We start from the raw sequence: 15,188 nt of genomic DNA, 5'->3' as shown, positions 1-15,188 counted from the left end.
CCATCATGCAATCGTCCCTGCTTCATATCGACTGGCTGGAACCCCATTACTTCGGCTGGCTGGCCCAGGGCGTCGCCGTCACCCTGTGGCTGTCGCTGCTGGTGGTCATCGCCGCCACCGCACTCGGCCTGGTGCTCGCCGCGCTGCGCGCCAGCCCGCTGTGGCTGCTGCGGCTGCCTGCCATCGCCTGGCTGACCCTGTTCCGCAATACCCCGCTGCTGGTGCAACTGCTGTTCTGGTATTTCGGTGCCGCCAGCCTGCTGCCGGAAGCGGCAATGAACTGGCTCAACAGCCCGCATGTGCTGGCGCAACTGGGCACGCTGTCGCTGGGCTGGCCATCGTTCGAATTTCTCGCCGGTCTGCTCGGCCTGACGCTGTATTCGTCAGCGTTCATCGCCGAGGAACTCCGCGCCGGCATCCGCGGCGTGGCGCGCGGCCAGTTCGAGGCCGCCACCGCGCAGGGCCTGAAACCGTGGCAGGTATGGCGCTTCGTCATCCTGCCGCAGGCGCTGCGCATCGCCCAGCCGCCGCTGTTCGGCCAGTACATGAATGTGGTGAAAAACAGCTCGCTGACCATGGCCATCGGTCTGGCCGAGCTGTCGTACGCGTCGCGCCAGGTCGAAACCGAAACGCTGAAGACCTTCCAGGCCTTCGGTGTGGCGACGCTGTTCTACATCGGCATCATCGCCGTGCTTGAGGTGCTGTCGCGCGAGCTGCGCAACCGCAACCGTCGCCTGACCGGAGAACTGCGATGAACTGGGCCGTGATTGGCGATCACTTCGACTATCTGCTGTGGGGCAATTTCCCGGATGGCCCGCTGGGCGGCATGGCGCTGACCCTGCTGCTCAGCGCGTATGCCGGGGTGGCGGCATCGCTGCTCGGCATCGCCGGCGGCATTGTGCTGGCCATGAGCCGGGGCGGCCTCAATGTGCTGATCAGCACCATCATCGGCTTCTTCCGCGCCATTCCGGTGCTGATGCTGATTTTCTGGGTGTATTTCCTGCTGCCGATCGTGTTCGGCCTCGACGTGCCGGAAATCGGCACCGTGGTGTGCGCGCTGGCACTGATCGGCGGCGCCTATCTCGCCCATGGCGTGCAGGCAGGCATCCATGCCATCCCGCGCGGCCAGTGGGAAGCCGGCCAGTCGTCCGGGCTGACCCGCTGGCAGGTGCTGCGGCTGATCGTGCTGCCGCAGGCACTGCGCATGATGCTGCCGTCGTTCGTCAACCAGTGGATCTCGCTGATCAAGGATACGTCGCTGGCCTATATCGTCGGCGTCAGCGAGCTGACCTATGTCGCCACCCAGGTCAACAACCAGCTGATGGTCTATCCGCTGGAGATTTTCCTGTGCGTCGGGCTGATGTATTTCGTGCTGTGCACGGCGCTGGATCTGGCCGCCGCACGACTGGGCCGTCGCAGCGCCATCTGAGTTGTCCACAGCGGCCGGCAGGCTGTGGACATCCCCAATCCAGGTGGATTCCCCTGTCGGCAAGCTGTGGACAACTCAGGCAAGTCACTGTTCCATAACGCCATCGATCCGGCGGTGCAAAATTTAGGCAACAAGCTTGCCGGGATTCATCACACCGTTGGGATCGAATGCGGCCTTGACCCGCCGCATCAGCGCAATTTCGGCCTCGCTGCGGCTGATGCCCAGGTACTGCCGTTTCAGCAGCCCGACACCATGCTCGGCCGACATGCTGCCCCGGTAGCGCCGCAGCAGCCCGAACACCCGGGTATTGACCTGCTCGCAGGCGGACTTGAACGCGGCAATGTCCATGTCCAGCGGGCGCAGCACATTGATGTGCAGATTGCCGTCACCGATATGCCCGAACCAGACTACCTCGAAATCCGGGTACTCCCGGGCCAGCAGCGCATCGAGTTCAGCCACGAACGCCGGCACCTGCGACGGGCGCACGGCAATGTCGTTCTTGTACGGCGTGCGCGGCGTGATCGACTCGCTGATGTCCTCGCGCAGGCGCCACAGCTGTGCGGCCTGGGTTTCCGACTGCGCCAGCACGCCATCGGTGACGAAACCGTTTTCCAGCAGTGACTCGAATGCGTCCAGCGCCATGGTTTCCGCACTGTCGGCAATCCGCTCGAACTCCAGCACCACGTAGTAGTTCTCACGCTCGGCAAACGGGCTGGCCACCAGCCCGCGTGCCTCGACATGACGCAGCGCCTGGTCGGAGAAAAACTCGAATGCGGACAGGTCAATATCGCGGCGGAACCGGTTGAAGACCTCCATCACATCGCTGAGCTGCGGTACGGCCAGCAGCATCACCGCCAGTTCCTTTGGCCGCCGCGCCAGCTTCAGCGTGGCATCAACGACAAAGCCCAGTGTGCCTTCACTGCCAACGAACAGATGGCGGAAGTCATAGCCGGTATTGTTCTTTTCCAGCCCGTGGTTCAGTTCCAGCACTTCGCCGGCACCGGTGACCACGGTCAGTCCGGCAACCCAGTCGCGGAACATGCCGTAGCGCACCACCTTGATGCCGCCGGCATTGGTGGCGATATTGCCGCCGATCCGGCTCGAACCGCGCGAGGCGAAATCGACCGGGAAGTACAGCTCCCGTTCCAGCGCGTGCTGCTGCAGCACCTCGGTCACCATGCCGGCCTCGACCGTGATCAGCCGGTCGGTCTGGTTGAAATCGAGCAGCCGGTCCATCTTTTCCATCGAGACCACCACCTCGCCCGCCGTGGCGCATGCGCCGCCGGACAGGCCGGTCCGGCCGCCGGACGGCACCAGGGCCAGCCGGTCGCGATTGGCCAGTTTCACCAGCTCGACCAGTTCATCGCGCGAGGTCGGGAACACCACCGCCGACGCGGCCGGCTCGGTATAGCGGGTCCAGTCCCGGCCGTATTCGGTCAGGGTATCGGCATCGGTCCGGCATCGGTCGCCAAACAGGGCGGTCAGGGCGGCAGGGGCAGTCATGGCGAAGCTCGCTGAGGGTGAAGGGTTTGGCTGGAGATCATGGCACGGGACGCGCGTGGAGAAAACGCCCAAACAAACAGACCCTGCCTTGTGGCAGGGTCTGTTCGATCGGCTTACACGGTCAACCTGCCTTGCGGCGGGTCCGTGAGCGCGGCGGCTTGGCTGCCGGCTCGGCCGGTGCAGCATCGGCCGGCGGCGTGGCCGGTTGGGCCGTACGCGTGCGCGGCGCCCGTGCAGGCCTGGCTGGCGGCGTCTCCGTCGCCGGAGCGGCGGCAGGCGGCGTGGCCGGCTTGCGACTGCGTGGCGCCGGCTTTGCGGCGTCGGCAGCGGCCGGCGTTTCCGGACGGGCAGGCTCGCCCGTCGACGGCACCACCGGGGCCGACAGCAAGGCCGCGCGCTGGCCGGTGCCACCACGCTTGGCACGGGTAGCGGTCGGTGCAGCGTCAGCTGCCTTGGTCCTGACCGGCGCTGCGGCCGGTGTGGCCTTGACTGCTGGCTTGGCAACAGCCGGCTTCGGCGTGACCGGTGCCGGCGCGGGCTTCGCCGCTGGCGTGGCCTGCCGGGCCGGTCTGGTCGCGGGAGCTGGCGCAGCCTTGGCCGGTGTCACTGGCGCAGCCTTGGCCTGAGTCACCGGCGCAGCCTTGGCGGGGGCCGGTGGCACCGGAGCGGGCCTGGACACGGGGGCCGGTTTCGCCGCCATCTGTTTCTGCTTGCCCTGGCGCTCGCGCCCAGGCTTGCCGGTAGCAGGCTCACGCGCGACGACCGGCGCAGCCCTGGCCGACGACGGCGTGTCACCCCTGGACGGCTTGCCGTTGCCGTTTCCATTGCCATTGCGTTCCTGGGGCGCCAGCACGAAGTCGATCTGCGCGCTTTCCAGATCGGCGCGCGCCACCTTCACCGTGATCGGATCGCCGAGCGCATAGCGCACGCCGCTCTTCTCGCCGACGATGGACTGGATGTCCTGCCGGTAGTGGAAGTAATCACGCCCCAGTTCGGAGATGTGCAGCAGACCTTCGACGTAAACGTCCTTCAGCAGCACGAAGATGCCGAACGCGGTCACCGCGCTGATGGTGCCGGTAAACACGCTGCCGACCTTGTCGCGCATGTAGTAGCACTTCAGCCAGCTCTCGACGTCGCGGGTCGCCTCATCGGCACGCCGCTCGGTGGTCGAGCAATGCTGGCCGAGAATCGCCCACTTCTGCACCGGCTTGTACTTCTTGTCCTGCAGCACGGCCTTGATCGAACGATGAACCAGCAGGTCGGGGTAACGACGGATCGGGCTGGTGAAGTGGGTATAGGCCTCGAATGCCAGACCGAAGTGACCCAGGTTGTCCGGCGTATAGACCGCCTGCTGCAGGCTGCGCAGCAGCATGGTCTGCAGCACCGGGCTGTCCGGGCGTCCCTTGATCTGTTCGGCCAGCAGCGCATAGTCCTTGGCGCCCGGCTTGTCGCCGCCGCCCAGGCTCAGCCCGGACAGGCGCAGGAAGTTGCGCAGGTTCTCCAGCTTCTCCGGCGTCGGCCCTTCATGCACGCGGTACAGGCACGGCTGCTTGTGCTTGAGCAGGAAGTCGGCCGAGCAGACGTTGGCCGCCAGCATGCATTCCTCGATCAGCTTGTGCGCCTCGTTGCGGACCACCGGCACGATGCGGTCGATCTTGCCGTCATCGTTGAACACCATCTGCGTCTCGACCGTGTCAAAGTCGATCGCGCCGCGCTGCGCACGCGTATCACGGAATGCCTGGAACAGGGCATACAGCGTATCGATCTGCTTTTTCAGCGGATGCTCGACACCGCTTTCGATCCAGTCCCAGACCTGGTTGTAGGTCAGGCGGGCCTTGGACTGCATGACAGCCGGATAGAACTGGTAGCGCTTGACCTCGCCCTTCGGCGTTACCTGCATGTCGCACACCATGCACAGGCGCTCGACATCCGGGTTCAGCGAGCAGATGCCGTTGCTGAGCGCTTCCGGCAGCATCGGAATCACCCGGCGCGGGAAATAGACCGAGTTGCCGCGCTCATAGGCGGACACGTCCAGCGCATCGCCGGGCTCGACATAGTGGCTGACGTCGGCAATCGCCACGATCAGCCGCCAGCCCTTGCCGGCCTTCTCTGCATAGACCGCATCGTCGAAGTCGCGTGCGGTTTCCCCGTCGATGGTTACCAGCGGCAGGTCACGCAGGTCGACCCGGTCCTTGTGGTCTTTTTTGCGGACTTTCTTCGGCGTGTCCTTGGCCTGGGCCACGGCCTCATCGGGGAAGCGATACGGCAGCGCATGCTTGCGCAGCGCAATCTCGATCTCCATGCCCGGGTCGGCATAGTTGCCGAGGATCTCGCGCACGCGGCCGATCGGCTGCGCGTAGCGGGTCGGCGGCACCACGATCTCGGCCACCACCACCTGGCCCGGCTCGGCGCCGGCATCGCCATCCTGCTCGATCAGCAGGTCCTGGTTGATGCGCCGGTCCTCGGGCACGACCAGCAGCACGCCGCGTTCGCGGTGCAGGCGGCCGACCAGGGTGGTGTTCACCCGGTCGATCACTTCGACGATGGTGCCCTCGCGGCGGCCACGACGGTCGGTCCCGCTCTCGCGCACCATGACCCGGTCGCCATGCAGCGCCTTGCGCATCTCGCGTTCCGACAGGAACAGGTCGGAACCGCCATCTTCGGGCCGGGCAAAACCGAAGCCGTCACGATGGCCGATCAGCGTCGCCCGGATCAGATCCAGCTTGTCCGCAATGCAGACCGCGCCCTTGCGATTGACGACAACTTCGCCTTCGCGCTCCATCGCACGCAGGCGACGGGTGAAGAATGTCCATTCATCGTCACGAATATCGAGCAGACGCCCCAATTCTTCTGCAGTCATGGGCGCCCCCTCTTTCTGGAGGATTTCGAGCAAAAACTCCCTACTGGGCAACGGGTTATCGTACTTCTGCTTTTCCCGATCCAGGTGCGGATCCTGCTCGCGCAGTGATGATTTGATAATTTTTTTCTTTCGTACCATTGACAGCCTCTGAGAGGTGCTTATAATTCGCGTCTCATTCGGAGCGACACCAAGTCGCAAAGAAGCGCGGGCCCAGGTGGCGGAATTGGTAGACGCACTAGGTTCAGGTCCTAGCGGTGGCAACACTGTGGAAGTTCGAGTCTTCTCCTGGGCACCAGCTAAATACCCGCGCTTGCCGTGATTCTAACGAGTCACAGCAAAAAAATCCCGAATGAAATTGCCCAGGTGGCGGAATTGGTAGACGCACTAGGTTCAGGTCCTAGCGGTGGCAACACTGTGGAAGTTCGAGTCTTCTCCTGGGCACCAAATCCGCGAAAGAAGCCAACCGATGATTCGGTTGGCTTTTTTCGTTTCTGCCGCCGGTCGCTCCCCTCTCCCCGCCCTGCCCGCCTTCTTTGGGCAATATCAAAAAAATGTCATTTGAATCGCTGGCGCGCATTGCAAATAGCCCGGCCACAGCGCACACTTTTGACGGACAGCCGATGACAAAACCATAGAGGAGACGGCCTTGTTCGACTGGCTTAAGCAAAAGTTTGCGCCAGGGCTCACCGCCTATGTCTCGCACAACGACTGCATGCAGCACAACGTTGGCGAAGGACACCCCGAATGCCCTGCCCGTCTGGTGGCGATTCGCGATCAACTGATCGCGTCGCAACTGTTCGATTTCCTGACTGAAGTCGAAGCGCCGGTCGTAAGCGATGAACAGCTCGCGCGCGTGCATGCGCCGCGCTACCTTGAATACCTGGAGATGAGCCTGCCGCTGGCCGGCACGTTCCGGCTGGACTCCGACACCGCCATGTCGCCCGGCACGCTGATCGCCGCCAAGCGTGCGGCCGGCGCCGTGGTGCGTGCCGTGGACCTGGTCTGCAGCCACCAGGCGCCCAATGCGTTCTGCGCCATCCGCCCGCCCGGCCACCATGCCGAGTCGGCAAAGGCCATGGGCTTCTGTTACTACAACAACCTCGCCGTCGGCGTCCGCCACGCCCAGTTCCGTCACGGACTGGAGCGCATTGCCATCATCGATTTCGACGTGCATCACGGCAACGGCACCGAGGAAATCTTCCGCGACGATCCGCACGTGCTGATGTGCTCGATCTTCCAGCACCCGTTCTTCCCGTACTGTGGCGATGCGCCGCTGGGCGAGAACATGGTCAATGTGCCGATGAAGGCCGGCAGCAGCGGCGCCGACTTCCGCAAGGTGGTCCAGGAGCAGTGGTGGCCACGGCTGACTGCGTTCGATCCGCAGATGATCTTCATCTCGGCCGGCTTCGATGCCCACCGCGAGGACGACATGGGTTCGATGGGGCTGGTGGAGGCCGACTACGAGTGGGTCACGCGCGAGCTGATGCGCTTTGCCGCCGAACATTGCGAAGGGCGCATCGTGTCGGTGCTGGAAGGCGGCTACGAGCTGTCGCCGCTCGGTCGCAGCGTCGCCGCGCATATCCGCGTGCTGAGTGATGGCTGACACCGGCGCGGGGTCCGCTAGGTGAATGGCGTGAAGGTACGGAACGGCTGGTGATACAGGTCGAAGAAATGCAGCGTCCGGTGATGGGTACCCATTCCCTTCATCCCGAACAGGGCGCGCCCCAGGGTAGTTCCTGAATCCCAGCCGACCGAAACCACGTTTCTGGCTGCAATGACATTCCTGTCCAGCACACTGGACAGTATCTGGGCATTGGCCAGCCCGGAGGCTGGCTGCCGGCCGGCATGGCAGGCCATCAGATACAGCGGCCCGCTGCGATTGCTCGACTGGTACAACAGACTCGAGCGCAGCTGCAGCCCCCATTTGCGGGCGGGCAGCCACCCCTGACCCGGCCCGTACAGCATCCCTTCCCGGTTTCCGTGCATGGCGAGCAATGAGCCATTGCGATAGCGCTCGGCGAACAGGAATTCCGGACGGCCCCGCCGGTCGAAAACGACGGCGCTCTTGCCGCTGATGGATCCACTGATAAATCCACGCGAGGCCAGCCGCTGCCACAGCACGACCCCCACGCCGAAAACGGCGATGACTGCGCCGGCCATGCTCAGCCAGTTGGCCACGTCCCCCATCTTGCATGCCAGCACCGGTTCGTGGTTTTCCATCAGCGCGGCAGCAATGCCGAGCGCGCTCCCCGTCATCGACACCACACAGGACAATCCGCTGATGGCACCGGTCACCAGCCCGAAAGCGGGTAGCGCCACGCCCAGTGACACCAGCGACAGCATGATGCCAAGCGCGCCCAGCAGGATGGTCCAGCCCCCCAGCTGACTGACATAACCGGACGGATCACTGCGATTGACCGGGTCGCCGAGGCAAAAGGCATAGGGATTGTCGCCGCCACCGGCAAACGGGCTGTACGGGTCCATGCTGACAAAACGCTGGCTGACCGGGTTGAAACTGCGTGCGCCGTGGCCCAGGTGGTAGTACGGCGTCGAGTCATCGAGCCAGTCGAGCAACTGCCCTTGCAGCCCCACGCAGGGCTTGCCGACAATCCGGGACGGCAGACGGGCAGCGCGAGAGGGTCTGACCATGGCACGCTCCTTCCGGCACGACAATCCCTGACCACCATGAGCGGATTATAGGAACCCGGCGCCGGGGACGGGCGTCATCGACCAGCGCAGCGATCCGCCACGAGCGGCTCAGAACAGCAACGCAATGCCCAGCGCGCCGATCATCGCCAGCGCAGCACCGATCTTGGCCGCCGTACCGATCACCAGCCCGACCAGCGTCGCCAGCCCGACCTTGCCGGCCTGATAGGCGTCGCGGCGCGCCAGCCATTCGCCGATGGCAGCCCCCAGCAGTGGCCCGAGCAGCAGCCCGGGCAGGCCGAAGAACAGCCCGATCATGCTGCCGAGCAGCGCACCCCAGACCGCCTTGCCGCTGGCACCGAATGCCCTGGCGCCGAGGGTGCCGGCCAGGAAGTCGGCCATCATGCCCAGTGCGGCCAGCACGGCGGTCACGATCAGCGTGGTTGAGCCGATCTGCCGGAAATCGCCGGCCCAGGCGATGGCCAGCCCGCCAAGGAACACCAGCGGCAGACCGGGCAGCGCCGGCAGCAGACAGCCGGCCAGTCCCAGCCCGATCAGGACCAGACCGGCCAGCCAGCCGAGCCAGAGCATCTCCATCAGCGCTTGATGGCCCGGCTGGCGACCGTCAGCTCCGCCAGCAGTGATTCCTGGGCGATGCGCGGCTGGCCGCGCGTGGTGCGATGGCGATAGCTGCCGTCCGCACTCATTTCCCAGGCATTGCCGTTGTCGGCCAGATAGGGCTTCAGGCCTTCGCGGATGATGCGCTGCTTGATCTTCTTGTCGAGGATCGGCACGCAGGTCTCGATGCGACGGAAGAAGTTGCGTCCCATCCAGTCGGCGCTGGAAATGAACAGGTCTTCGTTGCCACCGTTCAGGTAATAGAACACCCGGCTGTGCTCGAGGAAGCGGCCGATGATGGAACGCACGGTGATGTTTTCCGACAGCCCGGGCACGCCGGGCTTCAGCGCGCAGACGCCGCGCACGATCAGCTGGATCTTCACCCCGGCCTGACTGGCCGCGTACAGCTCGCCGATGATCTCGCCTTCCAGCAGCGCATTCATCTTGGCAATGATGCGCGCCGGCTTGCCGGCCTTCGCGTGTTCGGCCTCGGCGCGGATGCGCTCGACCATGCCGGGCAGCAGCGTGAAGGGCGAACTCAGCAGATGCTTGAGCTTGCTGGCGCGCCCCAGGCCGGTAATCTGCACGAACAGGTCGTTGACGTCGCTGGCGATATCGTCGTTGCAGGTCAGCAGGCCGAAGTCGGTATACATGCGCGCGGTGCGCGGATGGTAGTTGCCGGTACCGAGATGCACATAGCGCCGCAGCTGCCCCTCCTCGCGGCGCACGACCATCAGCATCTTGGCGTGCACCTTGTAGCCGTAGACGCCGTAGACCACGTGCGCCCCGGCATCTTCCAGCCGCTGCGCCCAGCTGATGTTGGCTTCTTCGTCGAAGCGGGCCATCAGTTCGACAATGACCGTCACCTGCTTGCCGGCGCGGGCGGCGGCAATCAGCGACTCCATCAGCACCGAATCGGTACCGGTACGGTAGACGGTCATCTTGATGGCGACCACCTGCGGATCGGTGGCCCCGAGATTCAGCAGGTCGATCACCGGCTGGAACGACTGGAACGGATGGTGCAGCAGGATGTCCTGCTTGCGCATGGCTTCGAACAGCGTCGCCTTCTTCGCCAGCAGTGACGGCAAGGCCGGCACGAACGGACGGAATTTCAGCGCCGGCACGTCAACCATGTCCGGTACCTGCATCAGCCGTACCAGATTGACCGGGCCGTCGACGCGGAACACGTCGTCGCGCTGCAGCGTGAACTGCGCCAGCAGGTAATCTTCCATGTGCGCAGGGCAGTTGTCGGCGATCTCCAGCCGGACGGCATCGCCATACTGGCGCTGACGCAATTCGCCCTGCAGTGCAGTGCGCAGGTTCTTGAGTTCTTCTTCCTCAACCGTCAGTTCGCTGTTGCGGGTCACGCGGAACTGGTAGAAGCCCTTGACCGTCATGCCGGCAAACAGCTCGTCGATATGCTCGTGCACGATCGACGACAGGAAAACGAACTGGTGCGGGCCGGAAATCACTTCCGGCAGCTTGATGACCCGCGGCAGGATGCGCGGTGCCTGAACAATGGCAATGCCGGAATTGCGGCCGAACGCGTCGCGCCCTTCCAGCTCGATGGCAAAGTTCAGACTCTTGTTCAGCAGTTTCGGAAACGGGTGTGACGGATCGAGCCCGATCGGTGTCAGCACCGGCAGCACTTCGCGCAGGAAATAGTCGCGAATCCACGCGCGCTGCTCGACGCTCCATTCGGCGCGACGCAGAAACACCACGCCGGCACTGCGCAGGGCCGGCAGCACATTGGCGCGCAGCACATCGTACTGGCGACGGATCAGCTCGCGGGCGGCAGTCGCCACCTTGGCCAGCGCCTGTCCCGGCGTCGAACCGTCCGCCAGGATCCGGTTCGGGTTGTGCTGGACGTTGTCCTTCAGCCAGGCCACCCGGACCTCGAAGAACTCGTCCAGATTGGACGATACGATACAGAGGAACTTCAGCCGCTCCAGCAGCGGGAGCGTTTCATCCTCCGCTTGCGCCAGCACACGGCGGTTGAATTCGATGAGTCCGAGTTCCCGGTTGAGTAGCGTATCGGCTGTGGCGCCCATTCTTGTTCCTGTTCACAATCGTATTCGTCGTGACGGCGGGACCCTCCGGCCGGCCGCCGTCACTCTCCGGCACACGTGTTCACGCAGTCGCCTCCGCCCGGTCCGGGCGGAAGACGCCGGTCAGGCGCTCGGCGGCACGAAGCCGTTCGGCATGTCCGCACCGGCGCCGAAGAAGTAATTCTGCAGTTGCTGGGTCAGATACTGACGCGCACGCGGATCGGCGAGACTCAGGCGATTCTCGTTGATCAGCATGGTCTGGTGCTTGAGCCAGGCCTGCCAGGCTTCTTTGGAGACCTGCTCGTAGATTTTCTTGCCCAGTTCGCCGGGCAGCGGCGGAAACTCGAGTCCTTCAGCTTCGCGACCGAGTTTGATGCAATGAATCATGCGTGCCATGACTTTCCTTTACGCACGGTAATACCGTTGTGTGACAAAAATGCGGTCAGGGAGGAATTACCTCGCCGCGGGACACCCTCCCGTGCGCTACGCACACCCGGACGGGATCCCGCCACCATTATGCCTTCAATTGGCCCGTCCTTGCGCAGCAGGGCCGGGCCGGCAGAGAGCCGGCGGCAGAAGAAACGGCGTGAAAGGGGCGGTGTATCCGTGTTCAGACGATGACGGTCGGCTCGTTGCGGCCGTCGTAATCATGCTTGTGCGGGGGGCGGAACGTCAGCGAGGCCTGCATGGTGGCACCGTCGAAGATTCGCCAGCATCCATTCTCGTCATCCTTCTTGGCGTCATACATCGCGGCATCGGCGGCGGCGACCAGTTCGTCGGCCGTGGCGGCATGATCGGGGAAGATCGCGATGCCGATCGACGCCGAGACCCGCCGCTCGATACCGGAAAAATCGAAGGCGATCTCGCGGATATGCTGGTCAATGCGACCGGCCAGCATGCTGGCATCGAACACATCGGCTTCCGGCAGCAGGACGGCGAACTCGTCGCCCCCCAGCCGGCAGAACAGCTCGCTCTGGCGGATGGTGCGATTGATCACCCGGGCGATGTCGATCAGCACCATGTCGCCGGCAGCATGGCCGTGGTTGTCGTTGACCAGCTTGAAGTCGTTGAGGTCGAAGGTCAGCAGCGCCATGGAGCGCTGGCTGCGTTCCGACTGCTTGACCATGCGCTCGATTTCCAGCTGGAAGCGGCGGCGGTTGAAAATGCCGGTCAGGGTATCGCGTTCGGCAAGGAACACGAGTTGCTCGGCACTGGCCCGGGCCGCCGTCACGTCTTCGCACAGCAGCAGGCTGCCACTGTCTCCATCACCTTCGATCGGTGACAGGCGGACCAGCACGATGCGACCATCGTCAAGCTTCAGTTCGACCTCGCCACTGTGACCGTGCAGCAGCTCGGCCAGCGATGGCAGGAACTCCTCCAGCACATGCCCGGCCAGTTCATCCAGCTGCGGCAGGCCCCAGAACTGGGAGAACAGCGGATTCGCGTACAGCACCCGCCGTTCACCATCGACGAACACCAGACCGATGTACAGCGAGGCCAGCAGCGTATCCAGCATGGCCCGCTCGCGCTGGGCATCGCGCAGATGCTGGCTTGCCCGCAACTGCTCGACACGCAGCCGGCTGACCGCCTGTTCGAGGGCGCGGCGGTTTTCCAGGCTTTCGGTACAGTCCAGCAGGCTGACGCGGATGCCGAGATACTGGCCCTCGGCGGCAAAGATCGGCGTCCAGCTGGCCAGCACCCACAGATTGGCGCCGCTCTTGTGCCGGACCCGGAACTGGAAGCCCTGGCCCGGCTTGCGATCGGCCAGCGAGGTGCGCAGCGCACAGGACACCCGGTCGCGGTCGATGTCACTGACCATGTCCAGCAGATAGCGTTCCGATTGCAGGCACTGCTCGACGGTATGCCCGGTAATGCGCTCGACCGACGGATTGACCCACACCACCCTGCCCTGCGGGTCGAACCACAGCTCCCATGCATAGGTATGGTCGGCGATGGCATTCAGCGTGTCCTGCTGGATGCGCATGCTGGCCATGCGCTCGTCCAGTGACTCGCGCATCCGGGCAAAGCTCTCGCTCAGCGCCATCACTTCCGGTGGCCCGCTGCGCGGCAGCAGGCCGCCACTCTCTCCGCGTGCCATCCGCTTTGCCGCCAGCACAAGGCCTTCGATCGGCTCGCTGATCCAGCAGCGCAGCAGATGCTGCAGCAGCAGCAGGCCGACCACGCCCAGGCTGGAGATGGCCAGGCAGCGCAGCAGCAGCCCGTAAAATGTGGTGCGGATATCCTCCAGCGGCAGGCCGAACTGCACGCTGCCCACCTTGCGACCGTCGTAGTGGATGTCGCGGTTCAGCGCCAGCACCGGCCCGGCCTGCCACAGCTTGTACAGGGTATCCGGCACCGGCATCGGCGCCAGCTGCGCACTGCGATCGTCGGGAGCGGTATGAACGAGGACATGGCCGGCGGCATCGCGCACGACCAGGAAAGAGATGGACCGGCTTCCCACCCCGGATTCGGCAAAGCGATAAATGCCGAAGTGATCGCCTTTCGCCAGCAGGGCGGCAAGCCCGCTGTCCAGCAGGCCGCTGATTGCATCGCCGCGCGCGTGCAAGTCTTGCTGCAGCAGGGATTGCCAGGACAGCAGCGCCACGGCGGTCAGCATACCGGCCAGTGTCAGGTTGACCATCAGACCGAGTACGACCAGGCGTGTGCGCAGCGAGGCCCGAAGCCAGGAAACACGCATAGGATCCTCAGGAGGCTTGTATGATCAACAAAGCGGGGAATCAGGCACAAGCCGGCAGAAACAAGGCCGGCAATGGCCGGCTCAAGGGTTTTAGTGCTTTATCGCCAGCGGCGCAATCCGTATTTCTACTGATCCGGAATGCCGAACGGCATGGAATTCCGTGCCGCATCAAATGGATGGCATGCCTCCGGCAAGCGACACCAACAGACAAAATTTCACCCCGCCCCGCAGGCGGCACAACGCTCGTGTCTTGATGCGCCGCAAAAAAAATGCCATACCGGCTTGTCCCCCGGGGCCTCCCCGCGCAGACTTACACTATCGAGGGTATTCGCCCTGCCAGTATTGAGCCGCTTGGGGTCGCATTCCATCAAGGCGTTGGACAGACACACTTGAGTCCCAGGCGGCTCAATACCGGCAGGGCGTTTTCCGTCCGGATGCCCGCAAACGCCAGAAACGCGAAAGCCGCCTGAACGGCGGCTTTTTCAATGGAACGAAACCGGATCAATGACCGGTCGATGTTCCGCTTGGCTTCGGTGGCAGGAAAGTCGATTGCGGCGCCACGACGGCGACCTTGACCTTCTTGGGTTTCTTGGCTTCCTTGTTACCGTGCTTCTGACCTTTTGCCATGATATTTTCCTCGTGGGCGCCGCCAGGCAGGGCCGGTCCCACTATGACACTGTTGCAGGTGCGTCCCTGCGATCATTGCCATGGCCCGATGTGCATGGCGGGCAACGATGTGTGGACAGCATAGGCGCTTTTGCGGCGGAGCGTCATTTTTTCGCGATCGGCGGGAATCGCCCGCCCTCGCCCCGGCCACTGGCCGCCATGGAAAAGCCTGCCGCGCGGGTAAACCGGGAGCAGGACCCGGACTGACCGCCGGGACTGATCGGGAACCCAAAACAAAAAGGCCAGCCCGAAGGCTGGCCCTGCTGTTTGAAGCAACTGCAAATTCGTTGGTCGGGGCGGCGGGATTCGAACTCGCGACCCCTTGCACCCCATGCAAGTGCGCTACCAGGCTGCGCCACGCCCCGACTCAGGGTGCGAACTATACCAATGCCGGGGTCACTCGTCAAAGTCCAATGACAGCGTCTCGCGGATCCGGGTCAGCTCGGTGCGCAGCTCGTCGACCGACAGCGGCTGCGGTGCATCCAGCGCCCGCGCGGCCGCCAGTCCGGCGTCACCGCCGCGCAGGGCCTGCGCCCGCAGCCGGGCATGGATCTGCCTGGCCGCCAGTACTTCCTCGCGCCGGTAGTGCCGGCGCTGGACGGCGCTCGGCAGCGCCGACGCAAACTCGGCTTCCCAGCTGCGCAGCACGTGCGGTGCGACGCCGACCAGGCGCGCGGCCTCGTCGACACTGAAATAACGCGCGGTCGGCAGCGCCGGCAT

Annotated in this window: 12 protein-coding genes, 3 tRNA genes and 1 pseudogene; 6 read left to right on the top strand and 10 right to left on the bottom strand. The window is 64.3% G+C overall.

All coding sequences use genetic code 11. The features are described from left to right. The first annotated feature begins 5 nt into the window (after positions 1 to 5). Together ACYVG8_RS10015 and ACYVG8_RS10010 are read left to right on the top strand one after the other, a co-directional pair. The gene (locus ACYVG8_RS10015; protein WP_028500014.1) at positions 6 to 755 is read left to right on the top strand and encodes an amino acid ABC transporter permease; all 750 of its coding nucleotides are present in this window, start codon (positions 6 to 8) and stop codon (positions 753 to 755) included. After that, the gene (locus tag ACYVG8_RS10010) at positions 752 to 1,429 is read left to right on the top strand and encodes an amino acid ABC transporter permease (RefSeq protein WP_051528996.1); all 678 of its coding nucleotides are present in this window, start codon (positions 752 to 754) and stop codon (positions 1,427 to 1,429) included. The genes ACYVG8_RS10015 and ACYVG8_RS10010 overlap by 4 nt, the downstream gene beginning before the upstream one ends. A gap of 123 nt (positions 1,430 to 1,552) precedes the next feature. On the opposite strand, the gene ACYVG8_RS10005 is transcribed toward ACYVG8_RS10010, so the two are convergent. After that, the gene (locus ACYVG8_RS10005) at positions 1,553 to 2,932 is read right to left on the bottom strand and encodes an FAD-binding oxidoreductase (RefSeq protein ID WP_460745679.1); all 1,380 of its coding nucleotides are present in this window, start codon (positions 2,930 to 2,932) and stop codon (positions 1,553 to 1,555) included. A 640-nt stretch (positions 2,933 to 3,572) separates the two neighbouring features. Then, a pseudogene (rnr, locus tag ACYVG8_RS10000) lies at positions 3,573 to 5,930 on the bottom strand (ribonuclease R); the annotation flags it as partial. Positions 5,931 to 6,000: 70 nt separating this feature from the next. Here rnr and ACYVG8_RS09995 point away from each other — a divergent pair. The 3 genes from ACYVG8_RS09995 (at position 6,001) to ACYVG8_RS09985 (ending at position 7,395) form a co-directional block, all read left to right on the top strand. Beyond that, positions 6,001 to 6,087, top strand: a tRNA-Leu gene (locus ACYVG8_RS09995). A gap of 62 nt (positions 6,088 to 6,149) precedes the next feature. Next, positions 6,150 to 6,236, top strand: a tRNA-Leu gene (locus ACYVG8_RS09990). Positions 6,237 to 6,438: 202 nt separating this feature from the next. Continuing rightward, the gene (locus tag ACYVG8_RS09985) at positions 6,439 to 7,395 is read left to right on the top strand and encodes a histone deacetylase family protein (protein WP_460745678.1); all 957 of its coding nucleotides are present in this window, start codon (positions 6,439 to 6,441) and stop codon (positions 7,393 to 7,395) included. A gap of 17 nt (positions 7,396 to 7,412) precedes the next feature. Here ACYVG8_RS09985 and ACYVG8_RS09980 read toward each other — a convergent pair whose 3' ends face one another. From ACYVG8_RS09980 to ACYVG8_RS09960, 5 genes are all read right to left on the bottom strand, one after another. Continuing rightward, positions 7,413 to 8,441 carry an RHS repeat-associated core domain-containing protein gene (locus ACYVG8_RS09980; protein WP_460745676.1) on the bottom strand — a complete coding sequence of 343 codons (1,029 nt, stop codon included), beginning with the start codon at positions 8,439 to 8,441 and terminating at the stop codon, positions 7,413 to 7,415. A 108-nt stretch (positions 8,442 to 8,549) separates the two neighbouring features. Beyond that, a complete protein-coding gene (locus ACYVG8_RS09975) occupies positions 8,550 to 9,035 on the bottom strand; it encodes a DUF456 domain-containing protein (RefSeq protein ID WP_373280122.1) in 486 nt (161 codons plus the stop codon). Next, positions 9,035 to 11,107 (bottom strand): polyphosphate kinase 1, encoded by a 2,073-nt coding sequence (gene ppk1 / locus ACYVG8_RS09970; RefSeq protein WP_028500009.1) that lies wholly within the window; start codon positions 11,105 to 11,107, stop codon positions 9,035 to 9,037. Before ppk1 ends, ACYVG8_RS09975 begins: the two co-directional genes overlap by 1 nt. A 120-nt stretch (positions 11,108 to 11,227) precedes the next feature. Further along, positions 11,228 to 11,500, bottom strand: a complete 273-nt coding sequence (locus ACYVG8_RS09965) for an oxidative damage protection protein (RefSeq protein ID WP_028500008.1) — start codon at positions 11,498 to 11,500, stop codon at positions 11,228 to 11,230. A 214-nt stretch (positions 11,501 to 11,714) separates the two neighbouring features. Continuing rightward, the gene (locus ACYVG8_RS09960; protein WP_460745674.1) at positions 11,715 to 13,802 is read right to left on the bottom strand and encodes a sensor domain-containing diguanylate cyclase; all 2,088 of its coding nucleotides are present in this window, start codon (positions 13,800 to 13,802) and stop codon (positions 11,715 to 11,717) included. 20 nt (positions 13,803 to 13,822) lie between these two features. Here ACYVG8_RS09960 and ACYVG8_RS09955 point away from each other — a divergent pair, with 20 nt between their 5' ends. After that, entirely contained in the window at positions 13,823 to 14,056 is a 234-nt protein-coding gene (locus ACYVG8_RS09955) for a hypothetical protein (protein WP_460745673.1), read from the top strand. Positions 14,057 to 14,303: 247 nt separating this feature from the next. On the opposite strand, the gene ACYVG8_RS09950 is transcribed toward ACYVG8_RS09955, so the two are convergent. The 3 genes from ACYVG8_RS09950 to ACYVG8_RS09940 all read right to left on the bottom strand — a co-directional run bounded on the left by ACYVG8_RS09950 (position 14,304) and on the right by ACYVG8_RS09940 (position 15,188). After that, positions 14,304 to 14,429, bottom strand: a complete 126-nt coding sequence (locus ACYVG8_RS09950; RefSeq protein WP_255420246.1) for a hypothetical protein — start codon at positions 14,427 to 14,429, stop codon at positions 14,304 to 14,306. A gap of 327 nt (positions 14,430 to 14,756) precedes the next feature. Then, positions 14,757 to 14,833, bottom strand: a tRNA-Pro gene (locus tag ACYVG8_RS09945). Between the two features lie 31 nt (positions 14,834 to 14,864). Beyond that, positions 14,865 to 15,188 carry a MerR family transcriptional regulator gene (locus ACYVG8_RS09940; protein ID WP_051528995.1) on the bottom strand — a complete coding sequence of 108 codons (324 nt, stop codon included), beginning with the start codon at positions 15,186 to 15,188 and terminating at the stop codon, positions 14,865 to 14,867.

The sequence above is a fragment of the Microvirgula curvata genome (assembly GCF_054781615.1).
This window is presented reverse-complemented; position numbering and strand designations above follow the sequence as displayed.